The organism is Luteimonas campi, assembly GCF_051162505.1.
In the GTDB taxonomy this organism is placed as follows: Bacteria; Pseudomonadota; Gammaproteobacteria; order Xanthomonadales; family Xanthomonadaceae; genus Luteimonas.
The window spans coordinates 41,895-64,377 of sequence record NZ_JBNWEM010000002.1 but is presented as its reverse complement, the minus strand read 5'-3'; the positions used below and the strand labels follow the sequence as shown (position 1 = coordinate 64,377).

22 protein-coding genes are annotated in these 22,483 nt (G+C 72.5%); 13 read left to right on the top strand and 9 right to left on the bottom strand.

The genetic code is table 11. The features are described 5' to 3' along the window. Positions 1-30 precede the first annotated feature (30 nt). From ACQYVW_RS05425 to ACQYVW_RS05405, 5 genes are all read left to right on the top strand, one after another. Positions 31-381 (top strand): hypothetical protein, encoded by a 351-nt coding sequence (locus tag ACQYVW_RS05425; protein WP_434934882.1) that lies wholly within the window; start codon positions 31-33, stop codon positions 379-381. Positions 382-535: 154 nt separating this feature from the next. Continuing rightward, positions 536-1,072: a hypothetical protein gene (locus ACQYVW_RS05420; protein WP_434946291.1), complete on the top strand. Its 537-nt coding sequence runs from the start codon at positions 536-538 to the stop codon at positions 1,070-1,072. Between the two features lie 76 nt (positions 1,073-1,148). Continuing rightward, complete coding sequence (locus ACQYVW_RS05415) at positions 1,149-1,487, top strand: hypothetical protein (protein ID WP_434934886.1); 339 nt, start codon at positions 1,149-1,151, stop codon at positions 1,485-1,487. Between the two features lie 224 nt (positions 1,488-1,711). Next, positions 1,712-2,080 carry a hypothetical protein gene (locus tag ACQYVW_RS05410; protein WP_434946290.1) on the top strand — a complete coding sequence of 123 codons (369 nt, stop codon included), beginning with the start codon at positions 1,712-1,714 and terminating at the stop codon, positions 2,078-2,080. A 226-nt stretch (positions 2,081-2,306) separates the two neighbouring features. After that, the gene (locus ACQYVW_RS05405) at positions 2,307-2,936 is read left to right on the top strand and encodes a hypothetical protein (protein WP_434946289.1); all 630 of its coding nucleotides are present in this window, start codon (positions 2,307-2,309) and stop codon (positions 2,934-2,936) included. An 18-nt stretch (positions 2,937-2,954) separates the two neighbouring features. Here ACQYVW_RS05405 and ACQYVW_RS05400 read toward each other — a convergent pair whose 3' ends face one another. The 3 genes from ACQYVW_RS05400 to ACQYVW_RS05390 all read right to left on the bottom strand — a co-directional run bounded on the left by ACQYVW_RS05400 (position 2,955) and on the right by ACQYVW_RS05390 (position 7,949). Continuing rightward, complete coding sequence (locus ACQYVW_RS05400) at positions 2,955-4,640, bottom strand: serine/threonine-protein kinase (RefSeq protein WP_434946288.1); 1,686 nt, start codon at positions 4,638-4,640, stop codon at positions 2,955-2,957. Between the two features lie 344 nt (positions 4,641-4,984). Next, the gene (locus tag ACQYVW_RS05395; RefSeq protein ID WP_434946287.1) at positions 4,985-5,911 is read right to left on the bottom strand and encodes a 5'-nucleotidase, lipoprotein e(P4) family; all 927 of its coding nucleotides are present in this window, start codon (positions 5,909-5,911) and stop codon (positions 4,985-4,987) included. A gap of 61 nt (positions 5,912-5,972) precedes the next feature. Next, on the bottom strand, positions 5,973-7,949 hold the full coding sequence (locus ACQYVW_RS05390; RefSeq protein ID WP_434946286.1) for a UvrD-helicase domain-containing protein: 1,977 nt from the start codon (positions 7,947-7,949) through the stop codon (positions 5,973-5,975). 197 nt (positions 7,950-8,146) lie between these two features. Between ACQYVW_RS05390 and ACQYVW_RS05385 the strand changes: the two genes are divergently transcribed. Then, positions 8,147-8,770: a thymidine kinase gene (locus ACQYVW_RS05385; protein WP_434935555.1), complete on the top strand. Its 624-nt coding sequence runs from the start codon at positions 8,147-8,149 to the stop codon at positions 8,768-8,770. Position 8,771: 1 nt separating this feature from the next. Here ACQYVW_RS05385 and ACQYVW_RS05380 read toward each other — a convergent pair whose 3' ends face one another. The 4 genes from ACQYVW_RS05380 to ACQYVW_RS05365 all read right to left on the bottom strand — a co-directional run bounded on the left by ACQYVW_RS05380 (position 8,772) and on the right by ACQYVW_RS05365 (position 13,955). After that, entirely contained in the window at positions 8,772-11,594 is a 2,823-nt protein-coding gene (locus tag ACQYVW_RS05380) for a serine/threonine-protein kinase (RefSeq protein WP_434935553.1), read from the bottom strand. An 85-nt stretch (positions 11,595-11,679) separates the two neighbouring features. Continuing rightward, a complete protein-coding gene (locus ACQYVW_RS05375) occupies positions 11,680-12,240 on the bottom strand; it encodes an ECF-type sigma factor (protein ID WP_434935551.1) in 561 nt (186 codons plus the stop codon). A gap of 70 nt (positions 12,241-12,310) precedes the next feature. Further along, positions 12,311-13,138, bottom strand: coding sequence for a bifunctional DNA-formamidopyrimidine glycosylase/DNA-(apurinic or apyrimidinic site) lyase (mutM, locus tag ACQYVW_RS05370; protein ID WP_434935549.1), 828 nt, complete (start codon positions 13,136-13,138; stop codon positions 12,311-12,313). Then, complete coding sequence (locus ACQYVW_RS05365; RefSeq protein ID WP_434946285.1) at positions 13,131-13,955, bottom strand: ABC transporter ATP-binding protein; 825 nt, start codon at positions 13,953-13,955, stop codon at positions 13,131-13,133. Before ACQYVW_RS05365 ends, mutM begins: the two co-directional genes overlap by 8 nt. Positions 13,956-14,062: 107 nt before the next feature. Between ACQYVW_RS05365 and ACQYVW_RS05360 the strand changes: the two genes are divergently transcribed. Next, on the top strand, positions 14,063-15,271 hold the full coding sequence (locus ACQYVW_RS05360; RefSeq protein ID WP_434935546.1) for a DesA family fatty acid desaturase: 1,209 nt from the start codon (positions 14,063-14,065) through the stop codon (positions 15,269-15,271). Positions 15,272-15,320: 49 nt separating this feature from the next. Further along, positions 15,321-15,674, top strand: coding sequence for an EF-hand domain-containing protein (locus ACQYVW_RS05355; RefSeq protein WP_434935544.1), 354 nt, complete (start codon positions 15,321-15,323; stop codon positions 15,672-15,674). 136 nt (positions 15,675-15,810) lie between these two features. On the opposite strand, the gene ACQYVW_RS05350 is transcribed toward ACQYVW_RS05355, so the two are convergent. Beyond that, entirely contained in the window at positions 15,811-16,797 is a 987-nt protein-coding gene (locus ACQYVW_RS05350; protein ID WP_434946284.1) for a mitochondrial fission ELM1 family protein, read from the bottom strand. Positions 16,798-16,871: 74 nt separating this feature from the next. Between ACQYVW_RS05350 and ACQYVW_RS05345 the strand changes: the two genes are divergently transcribed. From ACQYVW_RS05345 to ACQYVW_RS05325, 5 genes are all read left to right on the top strand, one after another. Then, the gene (locus ACQYVW_RS05345; RefSeq protein WP_434937080.1) at positions 16,872-17,459 is read left to right on the top strand and encodes a malonic semialdehyde reductase; all 588 of its coding nucleotides are present in this window, start codon (positions 16,872-16,874) and stop codon (positions 17,457-17,459) included. Between the two features lie 97 nt (positions 17,460-17,556). Beyond that, entirely contained in the window at positions 17,557-18,261 is a 705-nt protein-coding gene (locus tag ACQYVW_RS05340) for a YceI family protein (RefSeq protein ID WP_434946854.1), read from the top strand. A gap of 355 nt (positions 18,262-18,616) precedes the next feature. Continuing rightward, entirely contained in the window at positions 18,617-18,817 is a 201-nt protein-coding gene (locus tag ACQYVW_RS05335; RefSeq protein WP_434937070.1) for a zinc-finger domain-containing protein, read from the top strand. 19 nt (positions 18,818-18,836) lie between these two features. Continuing rightward, on the top strand, positions 18,837-19,976 hold the full coding sequence (locus tag ACQYVW_RS05330; protein WP_434946283.1) for a glycosyltransferase: 1,140 nt from the start codon (positions 18,837-18,839) through the stop codon (positions 19,974-19,976). Continuing rightward, on the top strand, positions 19,933-21,273 hold the full coding sequence (locus ACQYVW_RS05325) for an O-antigen ligase family protein (protein WP_434946282.1): 1,341 nt from the start codon (positions 19,933-19,935) through the stop codon (positions 21,271-21,273). The genes ACQYVW_RS05330 and ACQYVW_RS05325 overlap by 44 nt, the downstream gene beginning before the upstream one ends. Before the next feature lie 207 nt (positions 21,274-21,480). Here the strand turns inward: ACQYVW_RS05325 and lpxL are convergent, their stop codons facing one another. After that, entirely contained in the window at positions 21,481-22,395 is a 915-nt protein-coding gene (gene lpxL, locus ACQYVW_RS05320; RefSeq protein WP_434946281.1) for an LpxL/LpxP family Kdo(2)-lipid IV(A) lauroyl/palmitoleoyl acyltransferase, read from the bottom strand. Positions 22,396-22,483: the final 88 nt, after the last annotated feature.

Genomic DNA, 22,483 nt, shown 5'->3' with positions numbered 1-22,483 from the left:
GCGAACGCATCGGCGTTCGCGCGTGAGGCGGTGACGTCCGAACGCACATCGTCGCCGGCCGCGGGCGCGCAGGCGCCCGACCTGCCGCTGAGTCGTGGCGAGTTCGTCGAGACCCTGGCCGAACTGCGTGCGCAGGGGAGCCTGGACATGGCCGACGAGGCCGCGATCCTGCGCCAGTACGACACCCTGCTCGCCGACCTGAAGGTCGAGAAGACCCGCCTGGAAGCCGAATTCCGCGAGCGGACGGACCGCGAAGGGCAGGATGCGGCCCGGACCTGGCTGTCCGAAGCCGCCGAAGCCCTCGGGCGTCGCGAAGGCACGCGCATGCGGCAGTTGTTCCAGACCATCCCCGCGCTCAGCCAGCCGTCCGCGCCGGCCTGACCTCGGGTCGGCCCCAGTTGTCGCCGCCCCGGAGCGGCGGGACACTCGAATCTCCACCGCACGGCGAACCAAGGATTCCTGGCCCATGGCCATCCGCCCGCCCCGCAGAGCAGCAGCCCGTCCCGCCCTCGGCGGCGCGCAGGTGCATGCCGGCATGGGTGGGATCGCGGCCACTGCGGCCTCCAGCGCGCCCGAGGCGGAGGCGGCGGTTGCGGCGTCCGACACCCAGCGCGAGATCTTCGACCTGCTCGAACAATCGCTGCGCGCCACCGCGCAGCCGGGTGACGACGAGGATCTGGACTTCGTCATCGAGCACATGCGCAAGGCGGTCAGCGGCGCGGATCTGCGGCCGGCGACCAGTACGATCGACCGCACGGCCTGGGTCGACACGCTCGAGAGCCTGGCCAGCGAAGGATTGCTGGACGGCGATGAGCGCGAGAACCTGATCCGGCAGTTCGGCGAAGCAGGGAGCGTGCTGCACAGCCGCGATGCCCAGGTGGCGCTCGAACTCGCGCGGCGCATCGAGCGCGATGGAGAACGCGCGGCCATGGAGTGGCTGGCCTCGCAGCGCGCGGGCCACGCGCCCACGCACGGTGCGGGCGCGACGATCGACGACGGCCCGGTCGCGGGCAAGCAATCCATTACCAGGTCACGGTCGCGGCGCCTGCGCGGGCCGCCCGGATCGGACTGAAGCGCAGGTTCCGCACTTGAGCAATCGCCGGAAACCTCCGGCACGTCCGATTCGAATCTTCAGAAGGATTACCGTCATGACCGAGAATTACGTCCTGCACATGTTCACGTCGCGCATCGAGAGCGGCGAAGTCAATTCCGCCGACATGAAGCCCGGCAAGGGCGGCTCCTGGTTCGAGGCGCTGGCCGCCGCGATGGGCAAGATGCTCGCCTCGCGCGTGGGCAAGATGATCGATGCGCAGCAGACCATGGAGCGCACCTACGACAGCGATGCCAAGCAGCAGTCGGAGGAATACATGGCGGCCATGACCGAGTTCCAGGTCCAGTCGCAGATCTTCTCGCAGACCGCGCAGGCGGTATCCACCGCGATCAAGTCCGTGGGCGAGGGCCTGGCCCAGGTGGCCCGCAAGCAGTAAGCGGGAGACGGTGCTGGGCCAACCCAGCGCCTCGCGCGACGGCGGGCAATGCCCGCCGTCGTCGTATCCGCGCCGCACCGCCTGTGCGCTTTTTGCGGGGTGTTAATCCTCGCGGTGCTAGGTTCGGCACGTCGATCCGTCAGGAGGAAGTCATGCAGCCAATGACGCGCGCGCCGGTCCGGCGCTATGCCGTACTCCCTGCAGCCCTGTTGGCCGGTGCGTGCATGTTTGCGCCAGTGCATGCGCAGTTCGACGCCGGTGGGCAGGCCAGCCTGATGCAGCAGCACACGCTGATGCGCAACCAGAGCACGGGCGATGGCCCGGACTGGGTCGACCGTGAGGCACTGCGGCGGAAGAACGGTGGCAAGGTGATGGCCGATGCGGCTCCCCGGGCTGGTGCGCGGGTGGACCAGGCGGCGCTCGAGCAGGACCTGCGGCGCATGATCGATCGGCGGCGCGCCGAGCTGTTGCCGGAGTACGAACGGCGCGTGCGCGACGATGGCCGGCCCAGCGCCGACCGCTGGCTGCGACAGGTCGCCACCGAGCTGGGGCGCCGCGACGGCGCTCAGGTCCGCGCACGCTACGGCCAGTAGCGCGTTCCCGTGGCGGTGCCGCGGTGCAATGGATGATGCCCGGGCGATGAGTCCTGGAAAGCAGCCCGCAGGTTTGCGCGCACGCGCACTGGGGAAAAGCGGCCGCGCTTCGGTCCTGGTGGCGCTGCTGGCAGGGTGGGCCCTCCCGGGCTGCGGTGTGGCACCGTCGGACACGCCCGCTGACGGCGACCCGGCCCGTACCGCGCCCGCGGACACCGTGGCGCGGGTGTCTGCTCAGACACAGGCACCGGCGTTCGATGCCGAGTTCGAGCGTCTGTATCGCGAAGGCTGGGACGACGCTTCTTCCGCAAGGCGGCCGGGCACCCGGCTGCGGCAGTCGGCTGCGGTCCGCGGCGAGGTCGTGCAGGCGTTCCTGCGCGACTACCGTCCGCTGGAGCAGGCCACCTCAGAGGGGCTGCGGGCCATGCTGGAAGACGGCAGTGCGTTCCGGGAGACAGGAGCGGCAATGGACGCGCTCGGGCTCGATCGCGACGACCTGCTGGATGTGCTGGCCCTGCACCACGCCGTGCACTGGGCGGTGGTCAACCGCGACCGGGTACGGCCGGAGCAACTGCCCGCGATTCGGCAGACGGTCGCGTCCTCGTCGCTGATGGCGGGACTGGCGTCGGCCGGGGAAGCCGCCCGGCAGGAGGCCGCCGACCGCGCCACGCTCCTGACCGCGATCCGCAGTCGGGAATACGGAACGCTGCTGCAGACGCGCCAGTCCGACGCACTGCGCCGCTATGGCGAGCAGGTGGCAGCCGAGTTCCTGTCGGAGCACGGTATCGACCTGCGCGATGGCGATGTCGCCCGGCTTCCGCCGCTCGACACGCGCGAGTCGGCGTCGTCCCGCTGACGCCGCGGCCCGCAGGCCTCAGCGCATGCGGCGTGCGAGCTGCCAGGCCCACAGCCCGGTGAGCAGGCCCACGCCGGTCAATCCATTGCGCCAGAGCCCCAGCGATTCCTGGGCGATGGGCAGGCCGGACAGCTCCGGCGCCACCGTGGCCAGGGCCAGGCCCAGGCAGGCGTAGGTCACCACGATCAGCGACCAGTACAGCCATTGCCGATGGCGCGACTGCAGGGCCTCGGGGGCCTGTTCCGGAGCGCCGGCCGCGATCCTCTCCGGCGTCTGCTGATGGGGCTGCGCCGCACCCGTGTGCCCCATCGCGCCTCCGGGCGGCTGGGGGCCGGCCTGGAGCGGCGAACGCGCGGCGAGGGCGGTGGCCTCGGGGCTTCCGAGCTCGTCTGCGCGGGCGGCCGTCGCGCCTGTCGTCGCTGCGCCAGTCGCCGCAGTCGCGTCATTGGCGAGGGACGCGCCCGCCGCCTGGCCGGCGGTGGCTGCTGCGGCGGAGGGCGCGGCAGCTCCGGCACGATCTGCCTTGGTACCGGGGGCATGCTGGCCGCCCTGTCCACGCCCATTGTCTTTTCCGCCATGGCCCTCGCCATCCGCGTCGCCGCGTTTGCGCCGGCGGCCTTGTGCGTCCTCCGCGCCGCGCGCCCGCACGGCACTGTCGGGTGCATGCGCATGGGTCGTGCCGGCGGGCGTGGCGACGGCGGCCAGGGTCACGCCGGCCGCGACCCCGCCCAGCGCTCCCAGGCCAGGCGCCTGCGCACCGCGTTCGGCCGCGGTGCCGGCCGCTTCTGCGCGCGCGCCCGGCATCGGCCAGCCCTCCGGATGCGCCGTCGTAGGGGCCTGAGTGGCGGCGGTTGGGGCACCGGCTGGATGGGTGGCCGACTGGGGATCCGCGCGCAGCGCCGTCGCAGGCATGGATAGCTCGGTTGCGCCTTGCCCACGGACCGTGCCAGCCAGGGCCGGATCCGAACCGCGCGCCTGCTGCGCCTCGGCGGGCTGGCCCGGCCGGGCCTCGCTGCCGGCCATGGCGATGCGCGACTCGAGCGCGGCGGCCACGCTCCTCGGGTCGCTGGTGCGGGCCTCCGGCACGGTGCCCGCAGACGTCGCCAGTCGCCACTCGCGGCCTTCCGGTTCGGGACCGCCCCGGCCCGCAGGCGCGGCTTCGCCGCCCTGCGCCAGGCGGCGCGCCTCCGCGCCGGCGGCGTGCATGGGCGGTCCGGCCTCGGGAGCGCCCCACGCCAGCACGGTGGCGAGCGCTTCGGGCTGCGCGGGCAGGGCGCGCAGCGCGGCAGGATTGCTGGACAGCGCGTCGCCGAGCTGACGGATCACGCTGGGCGGCAGTTGCTGCAGTTCGCGCGCCAGCGCCTGCAGCGAAGCGTCCCACTGGGCCGGGGGCGGCGCGAGCGGTTGCGACGCCGGCCCGCGCAGCGCCTCGGACATCGCCTGCCGCGCCTGCGGCGGAATGCCGACCTCGGCATGCGCGTGCCGGAAGCCTCCGCCGCCGCTCTCGGTCGCGTGGGGCGGGCGCGAGATCGCATCGGCGTCCACGTCGGGCGGTCCATTGCCCCGTGCCGGATCGCCACGACGGTCATCGTGGTCCACATCGTCGACCAGCCCTGGCAGGCCGGCGCGCAACAGCCATTCCGGGCCGCCGCGGGCGCCGGGAAGCAGGGACGACAGGGCATCGTGCAGCGAGGGGAAGGACATGGCGACACCCCGCGGTCTGGGCCGGTCCGTCGGGCCGGTGGTTTCCCCACGCTACGACGGGCGCTTGCGGGCCGATACCCGGGGTCGACCCTAGGGTGGCCGGCTTTCGCCGCAGGCCGGCTCATGCGCCGGCCTGCAGGCCCCTGCGCCAGGGGGCTGGCACCCAGGCCAAGACGCCCGGAGAGGGCGTCGCCCGTGCCTGCCTCGATCGCTGCAAAAAAACGGGAAACCGGCTGGTTTCCCGCGCAATCCGGCGATGCCGGAGGACTGTGTTGTGGCCGGGACAGCCTAGCCCGCCCGGGCACCTGATGCAATACCTAATTTAAGCTTTGCAAGTAGTTGATTTATTTAGACAATTCCAGCGCCTCACGCTTCTGGCTTCTGCGCAGTTCGCGCGAGTCGCCCCAGGCGTTGTTGAACAGCGCCGGCTCCCAGGAGCCGTAGGTGGGGTTGGCCAGCATCCACCAGCGCTCGCCGAACCAGGGGCCGTGCGTGTCGAGCAGGGTGGCACGTGCCTGCGGGGTGTTGGCGATGACTTCGACGAAGTCGCCCAGCTGGTCGCCGAACTGCATCAGCACGCGATATTGCTGCCCGGCGAGGCGACGACGACACAGCTTCTCCGAACCATGTTGCTCGCAGCCTTCGACGTGGGTGCCCAGTCCGAGGAACACGCCTTCGTCCTTGACCGGCATGCCGACCGCGCGCAGGTTGGCCAGCGTGGCCTCCTGCAGGTGCTGGGCGCGGTTGGACAGATACAGGATGGTCACGCCGCGTGCCTGCGCGGCGCGCGCGAATTCCAGCACGCCCGGCACGGGACGCGCCTTCCGTTCCTCGACCCAGCTCGACCAGGTCACTTCGTTGTACTCGCCGCCGCCGGCCACCAGGCGGGCCTGGTAGGGGGAGTTGTCGAGCACGGTTTCATCGATGTCCATGATCACGGCAGGCGGCAGGCCCGCCAGTGGGGCGGACTGTTCGCGCTCGGCAGGCACCAGCGCGTCCCAGCCGGGCGTCGCCAGCGCTTCGTCGAGCTGCCCGATCGCCGCCCGGAACAGGGAAATCGTGTTGGCCTGGTATTCGGCCGAGCGCTGGACCCAGAGCACGGCGTTGAGGTTGTCGTCCGCCGCGGCCCCGACCGCGGTGGCGGCGGTCGGCGCGGCGTCCGCAGGCGGGGAGGAGGCCGTGGGCAGCGACGCGCAGCCGGTGACGAACAGGGCTGCAGCAAGCAGCGGTGCGGCGGAAACGTGCGCGCGCATGCGAAGAACCTCGGACATGGATCGGAACTGGAGTGTAACGAAGCGATGTTGCGGCCCGTGGACGTGCCGTCGCGGGGGGTCAATCCTCAAGCAGCGCGCGGATCGAGGCGAAGCCGACGTCGGCCCGCTCGGCCTTGCGCGCTGCATCCGCGACCGGATCGGCGCCGTCGCGCTGCAGTTCGGCCGCCGGCAGTTCCTCGAAGAAGCGGCTGGGCGCCAGCCTGAGCTTGGCGCCCCAGCGCTGCGCCTCGCGGGGGTAGGACAGCCACAGCTGCTCCTTGGCGCGGGTGATGCCCACGTACAGCAGCCGGCGCTCCTCGTCGAGGCGGCCTTCGTCGATGCTGGCCTCGTGCGGCAGCGTGTCCTCGTTCATGCCGACGATGAACACGTAGCGGAACTCCAGGCCCTTGGCCGCATGCAGGCTCATCAGCCGCACCTGGTTGCCCGGATCGCCCTTGTCGGCGTGCGAGAGCAGGGCCAGTTGCGCGGCCAGCTCGCCGGGACCCGCGGCCTTGGCGCCTTCGAACCAGTCGGCCAGCTCGTCGAGGTTGCCGCGGCGGATGCGGAACAGCTCGTCGCTCTTGCACTGTTCGCGCAGCATCGCGATGAGTCCGGACTTTTCGTTGAGCGCACGCACCAGGTCGGCGGCGGGCAGCTGCGCGGCGTCGCGGCGCAGTCCGCGCACGATGTCGGTGAATGCGCCGAGCGCGTTGGCCACGCGCGGCTGCAGTTGCTTCAGCAGGCCCATCGACTCGGCTGCGCGCGACAGCGGCAGCTGCGCATGGCGGGCCATCTCGGCCAGCTTGGCCAGCGAGGTAGCGCCGATGCCGCGGCCGGGCGACTGCACCGCGCGCAGGAAAGCCGAGTCGTCCTCCGGATTGGCCAGCAGCCGCAGCCAGGCCAGCGCATCCTTGACCTCGCCGCGGTCGAGGAAGGCGGTTCCGCCGGACAGGTGGTAGGGAATGCGCAACAGCTGCAGCGCCTTCTCCAGCGCGCGCGACTGGTGGTTGCCGCGGAACAGGATGCAGAACTCGCCCCATTCGACCTTGCGCGCGGTGGCGATGAAGTGGATCTCGCCGGCCACGCGCTCGGCCTCGTGCGCGGCATCGCGGCACTCCCAGACGCGGATGCGTTCGCCGTCGGCCTGCGCGCTCCACAGCGTCTTGGGATGCTCGTGCGGATTGTTGGCGATCAGCGCGTTGGCCGCGCGCAGCACGCGGTTGGAGCAGCGGTAGTTCTGCTCGAGCTTGACCACCACCAGGTTGGGGTAATCGGTGCCCAGCTGGGTGAGGTTCTCGGGATTGGCCCCGCGCCAGGCGTAGATGCTCTGGTCGTCGTCGCCCACGCAGGTGAAGTTGGCCTTGGGCCCGGCCAGCGCCTTGAGCAGGCGGTACTGCGCGTCGTTGGTGTCCTGGCACTCGTCGACCAGCAGGTAGCCGATGCGCTCGCGCCAGCCGGCGATGGCGTCCTCGTCGGATTCGAGCAACTGCACCGGCAGGCGGATCAGATCGTCGAAATCGACCGCGTTGAAGGCCGCCAGGCGCTGCTGGTAGCGCGCGTACAGCGAAGCGGCCTCGTGCTCGCGCGCGCTGCGCGCCGCCTCCGCCGCCTGCTCCGGCGACAGCCCGGCGTTCTTGATGTTCGAGACCAGCGACTGCATCGCCTGCACCGCGTCGGGCTTGGCGCCCGGCATCAGGTCCTTCATCTGCGCCAGGGTGTCGTCGCTGTCGAAGATCGAGAATCCGCGGCGCAGGCCGACCTTGTCCGGATCGGCCTGCAGGATCCGCAGGCCCAGCGAATGGAAGGTGCAGACGGTCAGGCCCTCGGCCGCGTCGCCGCGGATCCGCTTGGCCACGCGCTCGCGCATTTCCTTCGCCGACTTGTTGGTGAAGGTGATCGCGGCAATGCGCTTGGCCGGGTAGCGGCCGGTCGCGATGAGGTGCGCGATCTTCTCGACGATGACCCGGGTCTTGCCGCTGCCGGCGCCTGCCAGCACGAGCAGGGGGCCGTCGCAGTGGGTGACCGCGGCGGATTGCTGGGGGTTGAGGCCGTGCATCGTGCGACTGCTGGAATCGGCCGGGCATTCTACCCGGGCGGCATCGCGCGCCGGGGGCTGCCGGGCGGCCGCGGGCGCCAACCCCCTCCGCGGGCCGCGGGCCGGCCTTTCCGTCGCATCCCGCCCCCGCCCGCTGCGCGGGACGCGGGTTCCCGCGAACGGAAGGGAGCCGGGCAGCGGGCGCTAGAATTCCGCCCATGGCCAAGCTCTATTTCTACTACTCGGCGATGAATGCCGGGAAGACCACCACCCTCCTGCAGTCGGCGCACAACTACCGCGAACGCGGCATGCGCACGCTGATCATGACCCCGCGCCTGGACCATCGCGCCGGCTCCGGCACGGTGGCATCCAGGATCGGGCTGAAGGCCGACGGCCTGGCCTTCGGGCGCGAGGACGACCTGCAGGCGCTGGTCGAGCGCGACATCGCCGCGCACGGCCGGCTGCATTGCGTGCTGGTGGACGAGGCGCAGTTCCTGTGCCGCGCGCAGGTCTGGCAGCTGGGCGAGGTGGTCGATGCCCTGCGCGTGCCGGTGCTGTGCTACGGCCTGCGCACGGATTTCCGTGGCGAGCTGTTCGAGGGCAGCCAGTACCTGCTGGCCTGGGCCGACGAGATCAGCGAGATCAAGACCATCTGCCACACCGGCAGCAAGGCCACCATGACGGTGCGCGTGGACGAGCAGGGCTTCGCGGTCAGCGAAGGGCCGCAGGTGGAAATCGGCGGCAACGAGCGCTATGTCTCGGTCAGCCGCGCCGAGTTCAAGCGGATCTCGCGCGGCGAGGGACGGATCGAGCCGCTGCAACCGCCCCTGCCCCTGCGCTGAATCAGCGCGCGCGCGTACCGGCGAGGCCCAGGCAGGCCGCCTGCAGGCCATCGATCTCGCGCGGCAGCGCGCCGCCCTCGGGTCGCGCCTGGGCGAGCTGCACCTGCAGTGCCTGCAGGCTGGCCAGGGCCAGCGGGCGCTGGTCCGGGATGCCGCAGCGCACATCCGCGGCGTAGGCGCGCGCCAGCCACCCGGCCTTGCGCACTTCGGCTTCCTGCTGCGGCAGCTCGGCCAGCGCATCGAGTCGGGTGAGTGCGGCCGCATCCCCGCGCCGCGCCTCATGGCGCGCCAGCGAGATCTCGGCCCGCCGCGTATGCGAATGCTGGGCCCCATACCCCAGGCGCGTCAGCGCCTGCGCCTGCCGCAGGCTGTCGAGCGCCTGATCCCGTCCCAGGGCCCCCTGCACTTCGCCCAGCAGGCGCAGCGTGTCGCCGACCAGGCCGTGCTGCTCGCCGTAGATGCCGCGTCGCAGCTGCAGCGACTCCAGCAGCAGCGGCAGCGCCGCCGCGTCGCGCCCCGCGCTGTGCAGCACCATGGCCTGGTTGAACAGGCCACCGGCCAGCTGTGGCTGGCTGCGCTGGCGCCGCCAGGTGTCCACCGATCGCGCCAGCTCGTCCAGCGCGGTGTCGATGTTGCCGCGTTCCCAGGCGATGATCGCCAGGCTGCTGCGCGCACGCGCGACGTCGACGTGGTCCTGGCCCAGGCGCGCGACCAGCCATGCCAGCGCGTCGCGGAATTCGGCTTCGGCGTCGGCCAAGCGGCCCTGGTCCACGTACAGCGCCGCCAGCTGGCGGCGCGCGTCGATGGTGGCGTGGTGCTGCCTGCCGCGCAGGTCCATCGCCAGGTCCACGGCGCGGCGGCAGTGGCGTTCGGCGGCCTCGGTGTTGCTGGCGTCGCGCTCGTAGGAACACAGCGCCCGCAGCAGGTCGATCGCCAGCGGATGCCGCTCGCCCGCAGTGCTCTGCAGCAGGCCCAGGGCGGCGCGCGAGGCGGCCAGTGCGCGCCCGGTATCGCCTGCGGCGGCATGCAGGTTGGCCAGGTCGCCCAGGTTTTCGACAACCCCTGCGTCGTCCTGCAGGGCGTCGCGGCGCAGCGACAGCGAACGCAGGTACAGCCCGCGCGCGTCGGCCAGGCCGCGGTTGGCGGCATGGCAACGCCCGAGCTGGGTGTAGAACGCCGACGCCGGCAGCGGCAGGCGGTGCTCATGGCGCCGCGCCAGCGACAGCAGCGGCTGCATCCGCGCCAGGCAGGCCTCGGCTTCCCCGGTCAGGCGCAGCACCCGGCCCAGGTCGGTGGCCGACTGCAGGCGCAGGCTCGGTGGCGCGTCGGGCAGCGCATCGACCAGCACCGCCTGGCGCCGCAGCAGCTCGTGCGCGGCGCCGTAGTCGCCCAGGCCCGAACGCAGCCGGGCCACCACGCCCAGCAGTTCGGCGCGCGCGACCGGCTGGTTGCCCAGTTCACGCTCGATGCGCCGTTCGCCATCGTCGAGCAGGCGATGGATGTCCACTGGCGCCCCGGACGGCACGCCGCCTGCGGTCTCGAACAGGCCGACCACGAAGTTCTGCATGGCCTGGGCGCGCGCCGACTCGCTGACCGCCTGCCGTGCCTGCCAGGCGACGATGCCCAGCGCCGCGACCAGCACCAGCGACACCACGGCCGCGGTGGACAGCGCCCAGCGGTGCCGGCTGACGTACTTGCCGATGCGGTACGACAGGCTCTGCGGCCGCGCATGCACCGGCTTGCCGTCGAGCCAGCGCTGCAGGTCCAGCGCCATCGCCTCGACCGACGGGTAGCGTTGTTCCGGCTTCTTGCCCAGGGCCTTGAGCACGATGTTGTCGAGGTCGCCGGCCACCTCGCGCGCGCGCCGCCGCACGGCGGGGCTGGCGGTGGCGCCATCGGCGTCGCGCTGCAGCGCCAGCGACGGCCGCTGCGGGTCCACGTTGAGGATCGCGTCCTCCCACTGCGCGTCGCTGGGCCGCTTGAGCTGGTAGGGCTTGCGCCCGGCCAGCAACTCGTACAGCACCACGCCCATCGAGTAGACGTCGGTCATGGTGGTGACCGGTTCGCCGCGGATCTGTTCGGGCGCGGCGTAGTGCAGGGTGAACGCGCGCAGGCCGGTGCGGGTCTGCTCCGGCGCGTGGTCGGGGGTGTCGAGCAGCTTGGCGATGCCGAAGTCGAGCAGACGCACGTCGTCCAGCGGCGTGACCAGGATGTTCGACGGCTTGAGGTCGCGGTGCACGATCAGGTTGGTATGCGCGTGGCTCACCGCCTCGCAGACCTGCATGAACAGCTGCACCCGGGTGACCACGCCCGGATCGCGCGCGCGGCACCAGTCGGTGATCGGCTCGCCCTCGACGTACTCCAGCGCCAGGTAGGGCTGGTTGTCGCTGCTGATGCCGGCGTCGAGCAGGCGCGCGATGTGCGGGTGCTCCAGCCGCGCCAGGATCTGCCGCTCGCGGGTGAAGCGCAGTCGCAGGCCCGGATCGGCCAGGCCCGGGCGCAGCAGCTTGAGCGCCACGCGACGCTCGTACAGGCCGTCGGCGCGGCGCGCCAGCCAGACCTGGCCCATGCCGCCCTCGCCGAGCATGCGCTCCAGCGCGTAGGGCCCGACCGAAGCGCCGGCATGCACGCCCGGATGCGGGGTGATCAGAGGTTCGGTCAGGAAGTCGCTGCCGGCCTCGAGCGCGAGCAGTTCCTCCAGGTCGTCGGCCAGCTGCGGATCGTCGTCGCGCAGCGAGGCCAGGCTGCTGGCGCGGGCGGCCTCGTCGAGTTCCAGCAGGGCATCGAGCAGCGGCGACAGGCGCTGCCAGCGGTCGGCGTCCATCAGCGGAGACTGCCGGCGGTGCCACGCGGGCCGCGGCCGGAATGCTTGCGGTGCATGGTTCCCCCCGGAGCCACGTTGCGCGGCGTCAGCCGCCCAGCGAGGCCAGCAGGTACATCCGCGCCTTCTGCCAGTCGCGGCGGATGCTGCGGTCGGAGCGGTCGAGCAGGGTGGCGATCTCGGCTTCGGAGAGTCCGCCGAAATAGCGCAGCTCCACCACCTGCGCGAGCTTGGCGTCGACGCCGGCGAGCCGGGTCAGGGCCACGTCCAGCGCCAGCATGTCCTCGTCCATGCGCAGGCCGCCTTCCAGATCGTGCGGCAGGTCGGTGACGCGGTGCAGGTCGCCGCCACGCTTCTGCGCCAGGCGCTGGCGCGCGTAGTCGACCACCACGCTGCGCATCGCCGAGGCGGCATAGGCGAAGAAGTGCGCGCGGTCGTCGAACTGGATCTCGCGCCGGCCGATCAGCTTGAGGTAGGCCTCGTGCACCAGGGCGGTGGCGTCGAGCGTCTGGCCCATCTGGCCCGACAGCTGGCGCCGGGCCATGGTGTGCAGTTCCTGGTACAGCGTGGCCAGGACCCGGTCGAGCGCGCCCCGGTCTCCGCCGCGCGCCGCGTCCAGCCAGAGAGTGATGTCTGCGGTGTCGGACATGTGGCGCTGTGCTCCCTTCAGCGGCCCGGACTATACCGCGAAGCCGCCTCGCCCGCGGATTTCCGGCCGCTCAGCGCTGGCAGCGGGCGCACCAGACGGTCGCGCGCTGGCCGATGCTGGCCTGGCGCAGGGGTCGCCCGCAGCGCGGGCAGGGCTCGCCGCCGCGGCCATAGGCCGAGAGTTCCTGTTCGAAATAGCCTGGCGCGCCGTCGGGGGCGAGGAAGTCGCGCAGGGTGGTGCCGCCACGCGCGATCGCATGTCCCAGGATGCGACGCACGGCCTCGGCCAGCAGCCGGTAGCGCTCGCGGGAGACCCGTCCGGCCGCGCGCAGCGGCGAGATGCCGGCCGCGTGCAGGGCCTCGGCGGCGTAGATGTTGCCGACGCCCACGACGATGCGCTGGTCCATCAGGAAGCTCTTCACCGGCGCGCTGCGGCCCCGGCTGCGGGCGAACAGGTAGTCGCCGTCGAACCCGTCCGACAGCGGCTCCGGCCCCAGCCCGCGGAGCAGCGGGTGGACCTCGCCGGCGGGCTGCCAGAGCAGGCAGCCGAACCGGCGCGGGTCGTTGAAGCGCAGCACCCGGGACGGCACGCGTGCCGCGGACGCCAGCACGATGTCGACGTGGTCGTGGGCGCGCAGGGGCGTGTCGGGCGCCAGCACGCGCAGGCTGCCGGACATGCCGAGGTGCAGCAGCGCGCTGCCGGCGGCGGTATCGAGCAGCAGGTATTTGGCGCGCCGGCGCACGGCGTCGATGCGCTGGCCGGTCAGCCGTTCGCCCAGTTCCGGCGGGATCGGCCAGCGCAGGTCGGGGCGGCGCAGCACCAGGGCCTGCACGCGCCGGCCCTCGACATGCGGCGCCAGCCCGGCGCGGGTGGTCTCGACCTCGGGCAGCTCAGGCATCGACGGCCTCCGCGGCAAGCGCGAACACCGGCGACGGGCCGTCGACCACATGCAGCGGCGCGCCGAAGGCCTGCGACAGCAGGGCGTCGGTGAGCACCTGGGCGCGCGGCCCGTCGGCCACCACCCGGCCCGCGCGCAGCAGTACCACGTGGCCGATCTCGGGCAGCAGTTCCTCGGCGTGGTGGGTGACCAGCAGCAGGGTCACGCCCTCCGCCGCCAGCCGGCGCAGCGTGTGCAGCAGCCGTGCGCGCGCGACCACGTCCAGCCCCGCCGCGGGCTCGTCCAGCAGCAGGGCCATCGGCGCGTGCACCAGCGCACGCGCCAGCAGGACGCGGCGGGCTTCGCCGGTGGACAGCGCCTCGTAGGCGCGGTCGTGCAGGTGGGCGGCGCCGGCGCGGCCGAGCGCGGTTTCGGCGGCGGCGAGGCGGGCGGGCTCGATGTCCTCGTCCTGCGGCGCGAGGCGGGCATCGAAGGCGCCCAGCACCACGTCGCGGGCGCTCAGCCCGGGCAGCGAGCGCAGCTCCTCGTGCATCGCGCCGGTGACGATCCCCAGCCGCGAGCGCAGCGTGCGCACATCCCACAGGTGTTCGCCCAGGATGCGCACCGGCGGGCGCCCGTCGGCATGCGCCGACGCGTACAGCTGACGGGTCAGCAGCTGGATGAAGCTCGACTTGCCGCAGCCGTTGGGCCCGAGGATGGCGGTATGCCGCCCCTGCGGCAGGCGCAGGCTCACGCCATCCAGCGCCGCGCGGCCTTCACGCAGGACACGTGCGTCATCGAGTTCGATCAGGGGAGGTGAAAGCGGGGTGCCGGTCATGAACGGGACATGGGGATGAACAGGCCGGCCTGCGAGGCCCCCACGGGGCTGGCCTTGGGACAGCGCGGGCCCCATCATGCCGGGGATCCCTCCGCTTCGACACCGTCATGCCTGCGTCCCTCATCGATTTCCTCGCCGGCGGCCTGCTCCAGTTCGGCTTCTGGCAGCTCGCGCTCTACCTGCTGGTCGCGACCCAGCTGACCATCTTCTCGGTCACCCTCTACCTGCACCGCAGCCAGGCGCACCGCGGCGTGGACTTCCACCCTGTGATCGCGCACTTCTTCCGCTTCTGGACCTGGCTGACCACCTCGATGATCACCCGCGAGTGGGTCGCCATCCACCGCAAGCACCACGCCAAGTGCGAGACCGAGGACGATCCCCACAGCCCGCAGTTCAAGGGCATCCGCACGGTGTTCTGGCGCGGCGTGGAGCTGTACCGCGAAGCGCGCGGCATGCGCGAGGACATCGAGCAGTACGGCAAGGGCGCCCCGGACGACTGGATCGAGCGGCGCCTGTACACGCCGCACGCCAACCTCGGCCCGACCTTCCTGCTGCTGGTCTCGTTCGCCCTGTTCGGCTTCGCCGGCGTGGCGATCTGGGCGATCCAGATGCTGTGGATCCCGTTCTGGGCCGCCGGCGTGGTCAACGGCCTCGGCCACTGGTGGGGCTACCGCAACTTCGAGACCACCGACACCGCCACCAACCTCACGCCCTGGGCGCTGTGGATCGGCGGCGAAGAACTGCACAACAACCACCACGCCTTCCCGAGTTCGGCCAAGTTCTCGCTGCGCCGCTGGGAGTTCGACATCGGCTGGGTGGTGATCAAGGGGCTGGAAAAGCTGCGCCTGGCCAAGGTGCTGCGCGTGGCGCCGTCGCTGGACGTGCGCCCCAACATCCAGGCGCCCGATACCGACACCATGAAGGCGCTGCTGGCGCACCGCTTCCAGGCGATGACCGACTACCAGCGCAACGTGCTGATGCCGGCGCTGCGGGAAGAAGCGCAGGCGGCGGGCGCGAGGCTCCGCTCGCTGCTGCCGCGCAAGCTGCGCAAGGGCCTGGTCGACGACGGCCGCTGGCTCAGCCCCGAGTCGCGCGAACAGATGCAGCAGTGGGTCGCGCAGCGTCCGCGCATCCAGCTGCTGGTCGAGTACCGGCGCCGGCTGGCGGCGGTCCTCGAGACGCGGACCAGCAACGCGAACGAGGCGCTGCACAACCTGCAGACCTGGTGCCGCGAAGCCGAGGCCACCGGTATCCGCGCGCTGCAGGACTACGCGGCGCGCCTGAAGGGCTACTCGCTGCAGTCGGTGCGCGCCTGATGCCGCAGGCGTCCCTCGCCGACGGGCGGGCGGACGCCTTGTTCCGCGCATGAGCGGGGCCATCGGCCGCCGTGCGGCAGCGACGCTGGCAATCTGCGTGCTCGCCTGGCCGCTCGCCGGCCGGGCGCAGGTGACGGAAACGGGCGACTACCTGGCCAGGATGGACGGCGACGGCGATGGCCGCGTCTCGCTGGCCGAATACCAGGCCTGGATGAGCTACGCCTTCGACGGCATGGACCGCGACGGCGACGGCGTCCTGGCGCCGCAGGAGCAGCCCGGCGGCCGCGGGACGTCCTTGACGCGGGCCCGGCATCTCGCGCGGCTGGCCGAACGGTTCGCCAGGCAGGACGTGGACGGCAACGGCTTCCTCGACGCGCGCGAGCTGGCGGCGCCGCCGCGCTGAAACCGCGGACCCGGTCAGCGCCGGCGCGCGGGCCGCGGCAGCCGTATCTCCACCGGGGCGAAGCCCAGGCCGCGCTTCGCCAGCGCCCGGGGACGGCGGCGATGCGCCTGCGCGCGGCGGGGTGCGGGAGCGGCGATCAGCCTGTGCCCAGGCCGAGCCGGGCGCGGATCTCGTCGGAGACACGACGGGTCTCGCGCAGCGGCACGATCCCGCCCGCGCTGGCCTCGAGCGGCCCCAGGCGCCCCCGCGCATCCAGGACGTCGAGGAAGCGCCGGATGCGTCCGCGGCAGCGGTCGCGGTCGAAGACATGCACCGGCGCCCCGGTGGCGCAGGCCTCGGACACCATGTTCACCGAGTCCGGCGAACACACGATGCGGTCGGCCCAGGCCAGCAGGCCGGGGTAGGGGTTGGCGCCGTCCTGCGTGCCGGTCCAGCACAGGCCCGGTACCGATGCGAGCCGCTGGCGCAGCCGTGCCGCCAGTGCCGGCGGCGTGCGTCGCGACACAGTCGCCAGCACGCTACCGCCCTCGGCCGCGCGCAGGCGCTCGAGCCGGTCGAGCACGGCCTCCAGGCCCGCGGCGTCGAACGGCGCATTGCCGGTCGGGCCGCCAAGCAGGAGAGCGGTGCGCGGACCCGGCAGCAGCGCGAACTGCGGGAACTGCGCGCGCGCGCGCGACAGCCAGTCGTCGTCGACCGGGTGCAGGCTCCCCAGCAGTTGGACGACGTTGGGGCCGTCCAGTCCGTCGTGCTCGGGGACGACCACCACGTCCCAGTGGCGCGGATCGATCCTCGGATCGAGGATCTGCACCGCGGCCGCGCCACATCGGCGCAGCAGGCGGGTGGCCAGCGCCGCCTGCCGACCGCAGCCGATGGCCAGTGACGGCGGAGTGGCCTGGTCGTCGCCGAATCCCGACCCGAACGCGGCGCGGGCGCCCGGCAGCGCGCGTGGGGCCGCCCATCGCCATGGCGCACGCGGCGCCAGCTGGAGCGTCCGGGTGGGTCCGCCCAGCGCCGCGGCCAGCGCTTCGGCCTGGCGCGCATTGCCTGCCCGGCCGTCGCTGAGCGCCCAGATTTGGGGCGAATTGTTGCCGTGGCCCGCGAGTCGTTCCAATTTTGCGATCATCAGTTGCGAGGGCTGAAGCAAAGCACCGCACATGGAACACTACACTGTGCCATTCCGCTACTGCCAGGACGCCCATGACCGCGCTGCCCGATCCCTCGCTCGACCAGCTGTTCCGCACCGCACGTACCCACAATGCCTTCTCCGGCAGCGTCGACGAGGCCAGCCTGCGCCGGCTCTACGACCTGCTCAAGCTGGGTCCCACCGAGGCGAACTCCTGCCCTGCGCGGTTCGTGTTCGTGACCTCGCCCGAAGCCAAGGAAAAGCTGCGGCCGGCGCTGAGCGAGGGCAACCTGGCCAAGACGATGTCCGCGCCGGTCACGGTGATCGTGGGCCACGACCTGCGCTTCTTCGACAAGCTGCCGGTGCTGATGCCGCACGTGGACGCGAAGTCCTGGTTCGAGGGCTCGCCGGACGAGCGACTGCAGCGCGTGGCGCTGCGCGGCTCGAGCATGCAGACGGCCTACCTGATCATGGCCGCCCGCTCGCTGGGCCTCGACACCGGCCCGATGACCGGCTTCGACAACGCGAAGGTCGACGCGGCCTTCTTCGCCGGCACCACCATCCGCTCCAACGTGCTCGTCAACCTCGGCCAGGGCGATCCGGCGGCGGTGTATCCGCGGTCCCCGCGCCTGTCCTTCGACGAGGCCGCCCGGATCGAATGAGCGCATGATCCACCCCGCGGGCGGCCTGCCCGCGGTGCAGTACGCCTGCGGCGCGCATCGGCGCCGCGCCCGTCCACCGCCCCTCCGAGACCAGACCATGCTTACCGCCACCAGACTCCTGCTTCCGCTTGCCCTGACCGTTGCGCTGGCCGCCTGCCAGCAGGCCGATTCGCCGGCCCCGGCCGAAGCCGCCGGACCCGCGGCCGAAGCCGCCGCCGCGACCCCCGAAGCCGCCGCGCCGGCGGCCGACGCCGTCCAGGGCGTGTCCGGCACCTACGTCATCGATCCCACCCACACCACCGTGGTCGCGCAGTGGAGCCACTTCGGCTTCTCCAATCCGGTCGCCAACTTCGGCCAGGCCGAAGGGCGGATCGTCTACGACGCCGACAATGTCTCGGCCTCGTCGGTGGAGGTGACCCTGCCGCTCGCCGGCCTGAACTCGTTCGTGGCGGACTTCGACGCGCACCTGCGCAGCGCCGACTTCTTCGAGGCCGACAAGTATCCGGCCGCGACCTTCCGCAGCACCGCGGTCGAGTCCGCCGGCGGCAACCGCCTCAAGGTCACCGGCGATCTCACCATCAAGGACCAGACCCGTCCGGTGGTGCTGGACGTCACCATCAACCGGTTCGCCGAGCATCCGATGCTCAAGCGCGCGGCGGCGGGCTTCGATGCCACGACCACGATCAAGCGCAGCGACTTCGGCGTGGGCGCCTTCGCGCCGAACGTGAGCGACGAGGTGCAGATCCGCATCACCACCGAGGCGGTCGTCGCCGCGCCCGAGGCCGAAGCGGCCGCGGGCTGAGCCAGCACCTGCACCGCCCGCCGCGCCGCCGGCGGGCGTCAGGCCGGGGCCTGCTGCCGGCAGCGGCCGGCCGGTGCCCAGTCCGGCCGCTGCCGCAAGCGCTGCCGGATGGGGTCGCGGCATTGGCCGGACCCTGCCGGCCGTGCCCGACGCGATCGACCGCAGCCGGGTGACTGCCCGGCGGCAGCGTGCGTCCCGCGCTGCACGGATTTCGCCGCCGCTTTCCGCGCCATGCGCGCGTGCGCGGACAGTGTCGATGTATCCGCGCCCGTCGCGGCGCGCACACCTTCGCCAGCTCACTGCCGATGACCGCTCCGCGCTAGAATGCGGCAGTTCCATCCGGATGCCGCACCTCATGACCGCCACGCAGCCCCAGACCACGCAGGCCAATGCGCAGACCCGTTACGAGGTCCGTCGCGCCGAGCTGCCCCTGAGCTGTCCGCTGCCGTCGATGGCACTGTGGAACTCGCATCCGCGTGTCTACCTGCCGATCGAGGCCGACGGCGGGCAGTGCGACTGCCCCTACTGCGGCGCGCATTTCGTCCTCGTCGACTGATCCGGCGGGCGGCGCCTGCATGCCGCGCCCGCTGACCGTGGTGCAACTGCTGCCGGCGCTGGAGTCCGGCGGCGTCGAACGTTCCACCCTCGAGATCGCCGACGCCCTGGTGCGTGCGGGACACCGTGCCATCGTGGTTTCCGCCGGCGGCCGGCTGGTGCCCAGCCTGCGCGGCCTGGGCGCCGAACACGTGGCGCTGGAGATCGGGCGCAAGTCGCCGCTGGTGCTGCGCCACGTGCCCGCACTGCGCAGGCTGTTCGCGCAGGAGCGCGCCGACCTGGTGCATGCCCGCTCGCGGCTGCCGGCCTGGCTGGGCTGGCGCGCGCTGGCCGGCATGCCGGCAGCGACGCGGCCGCGTTTCGTCACCACCGTGCACGGGCTGAACTCGCCGTCGCGCTACAGCGCGATCATGGCGCGCGGCGAGCGCGTGATCTGCGTCTCGCGCACGGTTCGCGACTACGTACTGCAGCACTACCCGGCCACCGATCCGCTGCGCCTGCGGCTGGTCCCGCGCGGCATCGATCCTGCCGCCTTCCCGCGCGCGCCGCGACCGGACCGCGAGGCGCGCGCGCGCGCGGCCGCGCAGCATCCGGCCCTGGGCGGCGATGGTCCGCTGCTGCTGCTGCCCGGGCGCGGCACGCGCTTGAAGGGGCATGTCGATGCGCTGGCCCTGCTGGCGACCCTGCGGGCCGGCGGGATGGACGCGCGGCTGTGGATGCCCGGCGCGCGCGAGGCCGGCCGCGAACGCTACATCGCCGAGCTGGAGCGGGAAGCCGCGCGCCAGGGCGTGGGCGGCGCGCTCGCGCTCACCGCGCCCACCTCCGCCATCGCCGAGGCCTATGCCGCCAGCGACCTGGTCCTGCAGCTCTCGCGCAAGCCCGAGGCCTTCGGCCGCACCGTGATCGAGGCCCTGGCCTGCGGCCGGCCCGTGCTGGGCTGGGAACACGGCGGCAGCGGCGAACTGCTGCGCGAACTGCTGCCGGGCGGTGCCGTGCCGCCATTCGACGCGCCCGCGCTGGCGCTGGCGGCGCGCACCCTGCTCGAACGTCCGCCGCCGCTTCCCGATACCATTCCCTACACCCTGCAGGCGATGCAGGACGCCACGCTGTCGGTCTATGACGAACTCTGCGACGATCCCACCGCCTTCCGCCTCCGCTGAGGCGCCCTCTGCCGGCTGGCGCTGGGCGCCGCACTGGGTGCTCGCATTCGTGGCGCTCTGGCCGGCGCCGGGTTACGCGGAAGGCGTGATGGTGCTGGGCGCGCTGGCCGCGATCGTGCATCTGCTGGTCGGACGCTTCCGCGGCGGCATGCGCCTGCTCAGCCACCAGGCCTGGGCATTGACCAGCGTGCTGTTCTGCGCCTACTGGCTGCCGCAGCTGGTGTCCTCGTTCGACGCGCTCGACCATGGTCGCGCCTTCCGCGAGTCGCTGGTCGACCTGCGGTACCTGCCGTTCCTGTGGCTGGCGGCGTCGGCCGTGGCTTCGGCGCGTGGGCGACGCATCACCTTTGGTGGCCTGGCGGTGATCGTGCTGGTCTGGACGCTGGATGCGCTGGCGCAGGTGGTCAGCGGCACCAGTCCGCTGTTCTGGGGCATCGACGCGCTCAAGCAGGCGATCAGCGGGCGGCCGATGTGCAGCGTCGAGCAGCTTGCGCTGGCCGACCGCCTCGGCGGCGTGCTGGGCCCGTGCAACCTCAAGCTGGGCGTGGTGCTGGCCAGCCTGTCTCCGTTCGCGCTGTACTTCGCCGGGCGCCGCTTCGGCAGCGCGGGCTGGATCGTGGCGGCGCTGATGGTGGGCATCGTGGTGCTGTTCGCCGGATCGCGCGCCTCCTGGATCACCTTTGCCCTGGTGCTGGCCGCCAGCGGCTGGAGCCTGCTGGGCTGGAAGCGGCTGCTGGGCGTGTTCGCCGCGGGTGCGGTCGCGCTGGCGGCGCTGGCCTGGTTTTCGCCGCAGGTGCAGGATCGCGTCGCGCGCACCGCCCAGGCCTGGACGGTGGAAGGCGGGGAGGGCGTCGATACCGCCCTGTCCGGACGCACCCGCATCTGGGGCGCGGCGCTGTGCATGGCGCGCGAACATCCGTTCAACGGCGTCGGTGCGCGCGGCTTCCGCGGCGCGTTTCCCGCCTGCGATCCCGAACCCGGGCAGCCGGCGGCCTGGGGCGAGGGGCCGGCCTTTCACGCGCACCAGATCGTGCTGGAGGTGCTGAGCGAGACCGGTGTGTTCGGCCTGCTGCTGTGGCTGGCCGGCGCGGCCATGGCCTGGCGTGCCTGGCGGTTCTCGGGAACCGAGGCCCGCGACCGGGCCCGGCCGGCCATGCTGGCGCTGGCGGTGACGGTGTTCCCGTTCAACACCCACCTGGCGTTCTATTCGACCTTCTGGGGTGGGCTCACGCTGCTGCTGGCGGCGCTTTACGCCGGCAGCCTGCTGGCCGGGCGCGAGTCCGGGACAACAGCCTGACGCAGTTGTCGGCGGGCCGGCCGGGCTCTCGGTGCGGCCTGCGCGGTGCGGCCTGTCGCGCTCGCCGCCCGTCGCGGCCTTACCCCGGCACGATGCGGGTATCGGCAGCCTGCCATCCGACCGCGATGCGGTGTCCCCGGGCCGCGGCCCCTGCCGCTGTGCCGACGGCCGACCGCCGGGCCAGGCCTGTCGGGCCTGGATGGAGCCTCAATACACCGTGCCGCCGTCCGGTTGCCGCTTGAAGCGGCGATGGATCCACAGGTACTGCGCGGGGGCGGCGCGCGCCATGTCCTCGATGCCGGCAATCACGCGCGCGGTGTCGGCGGCGGCGTCCGTCGACGGGAAGTCCTCCAGCGCCGGCCACAGGCACAACGCGTAGCTGCCGTCGGCGCGTCGCCGGTGCTGGAACAGCACCACCGCCGCGCCCGACAGGCGCGCCAGCGAATGGGTCGAGGTGAGGCTGTGCGCGGGCTGGCCGAAGAAGGGCACGAACACCGCCTCGCCGCGGCTCGGGTCCTGGTCGGGTGCGTACCACAGCAGCCCACCCTTCTTGAGGTGACGGACCGCGCCGCGCACGTCCTGCTTGGGGAACATGGCGGCCGCATAGCGCGCGCGTCCGCGTCGCACCGCCCATTCCATGGCCGGTGAGGCGTGCGGCCGGTACATGCCGGCCAGGGGCACGTGGTCGCACATCAACCGGCCGCAGATCTCCAGCGTGCTGAAGTGGCCCGACACCACGATCACGCCGCGCCCGTTCGCGCGCGCCGCGGCGATGTGTTCCAGCCCCTCCACCGTCAGGCCGCGCCGCATCGGCTCCACCGAGCCCCACCAGGCGCGCACGAACTCGAACAGCCCGACGCCCAGCGAGGTGAAGTGGTCGCGCAGCAGTGCTTCGCGGGCCGGGGCGTCCAGTTCCGGGAAGCACAGCGCCAGGTTGCGCGCGGCCACCTCGCGGCGATCGCGCAACAGGACCCGCAACAGCGTTCCCAGGCCGCGACCGATGGCGCGCTGCCACAGCCAGGGCAGGCGCGCGGCCAGCGCCATCAGGCCGATGCCCAGCCAGGTCGGCCAGTGACGCGGCGAGCGCGGCGGTGGGGGCAAGGAGCTGGTCCGGGAATCCATGCGTGGATTGTAGTCGGAGGGCCGCGACGGGCAGGGGCGCGCGGCGGCGCCGCCCGCACGGTCTCCAATCCATTGCCGTTATCCTGTT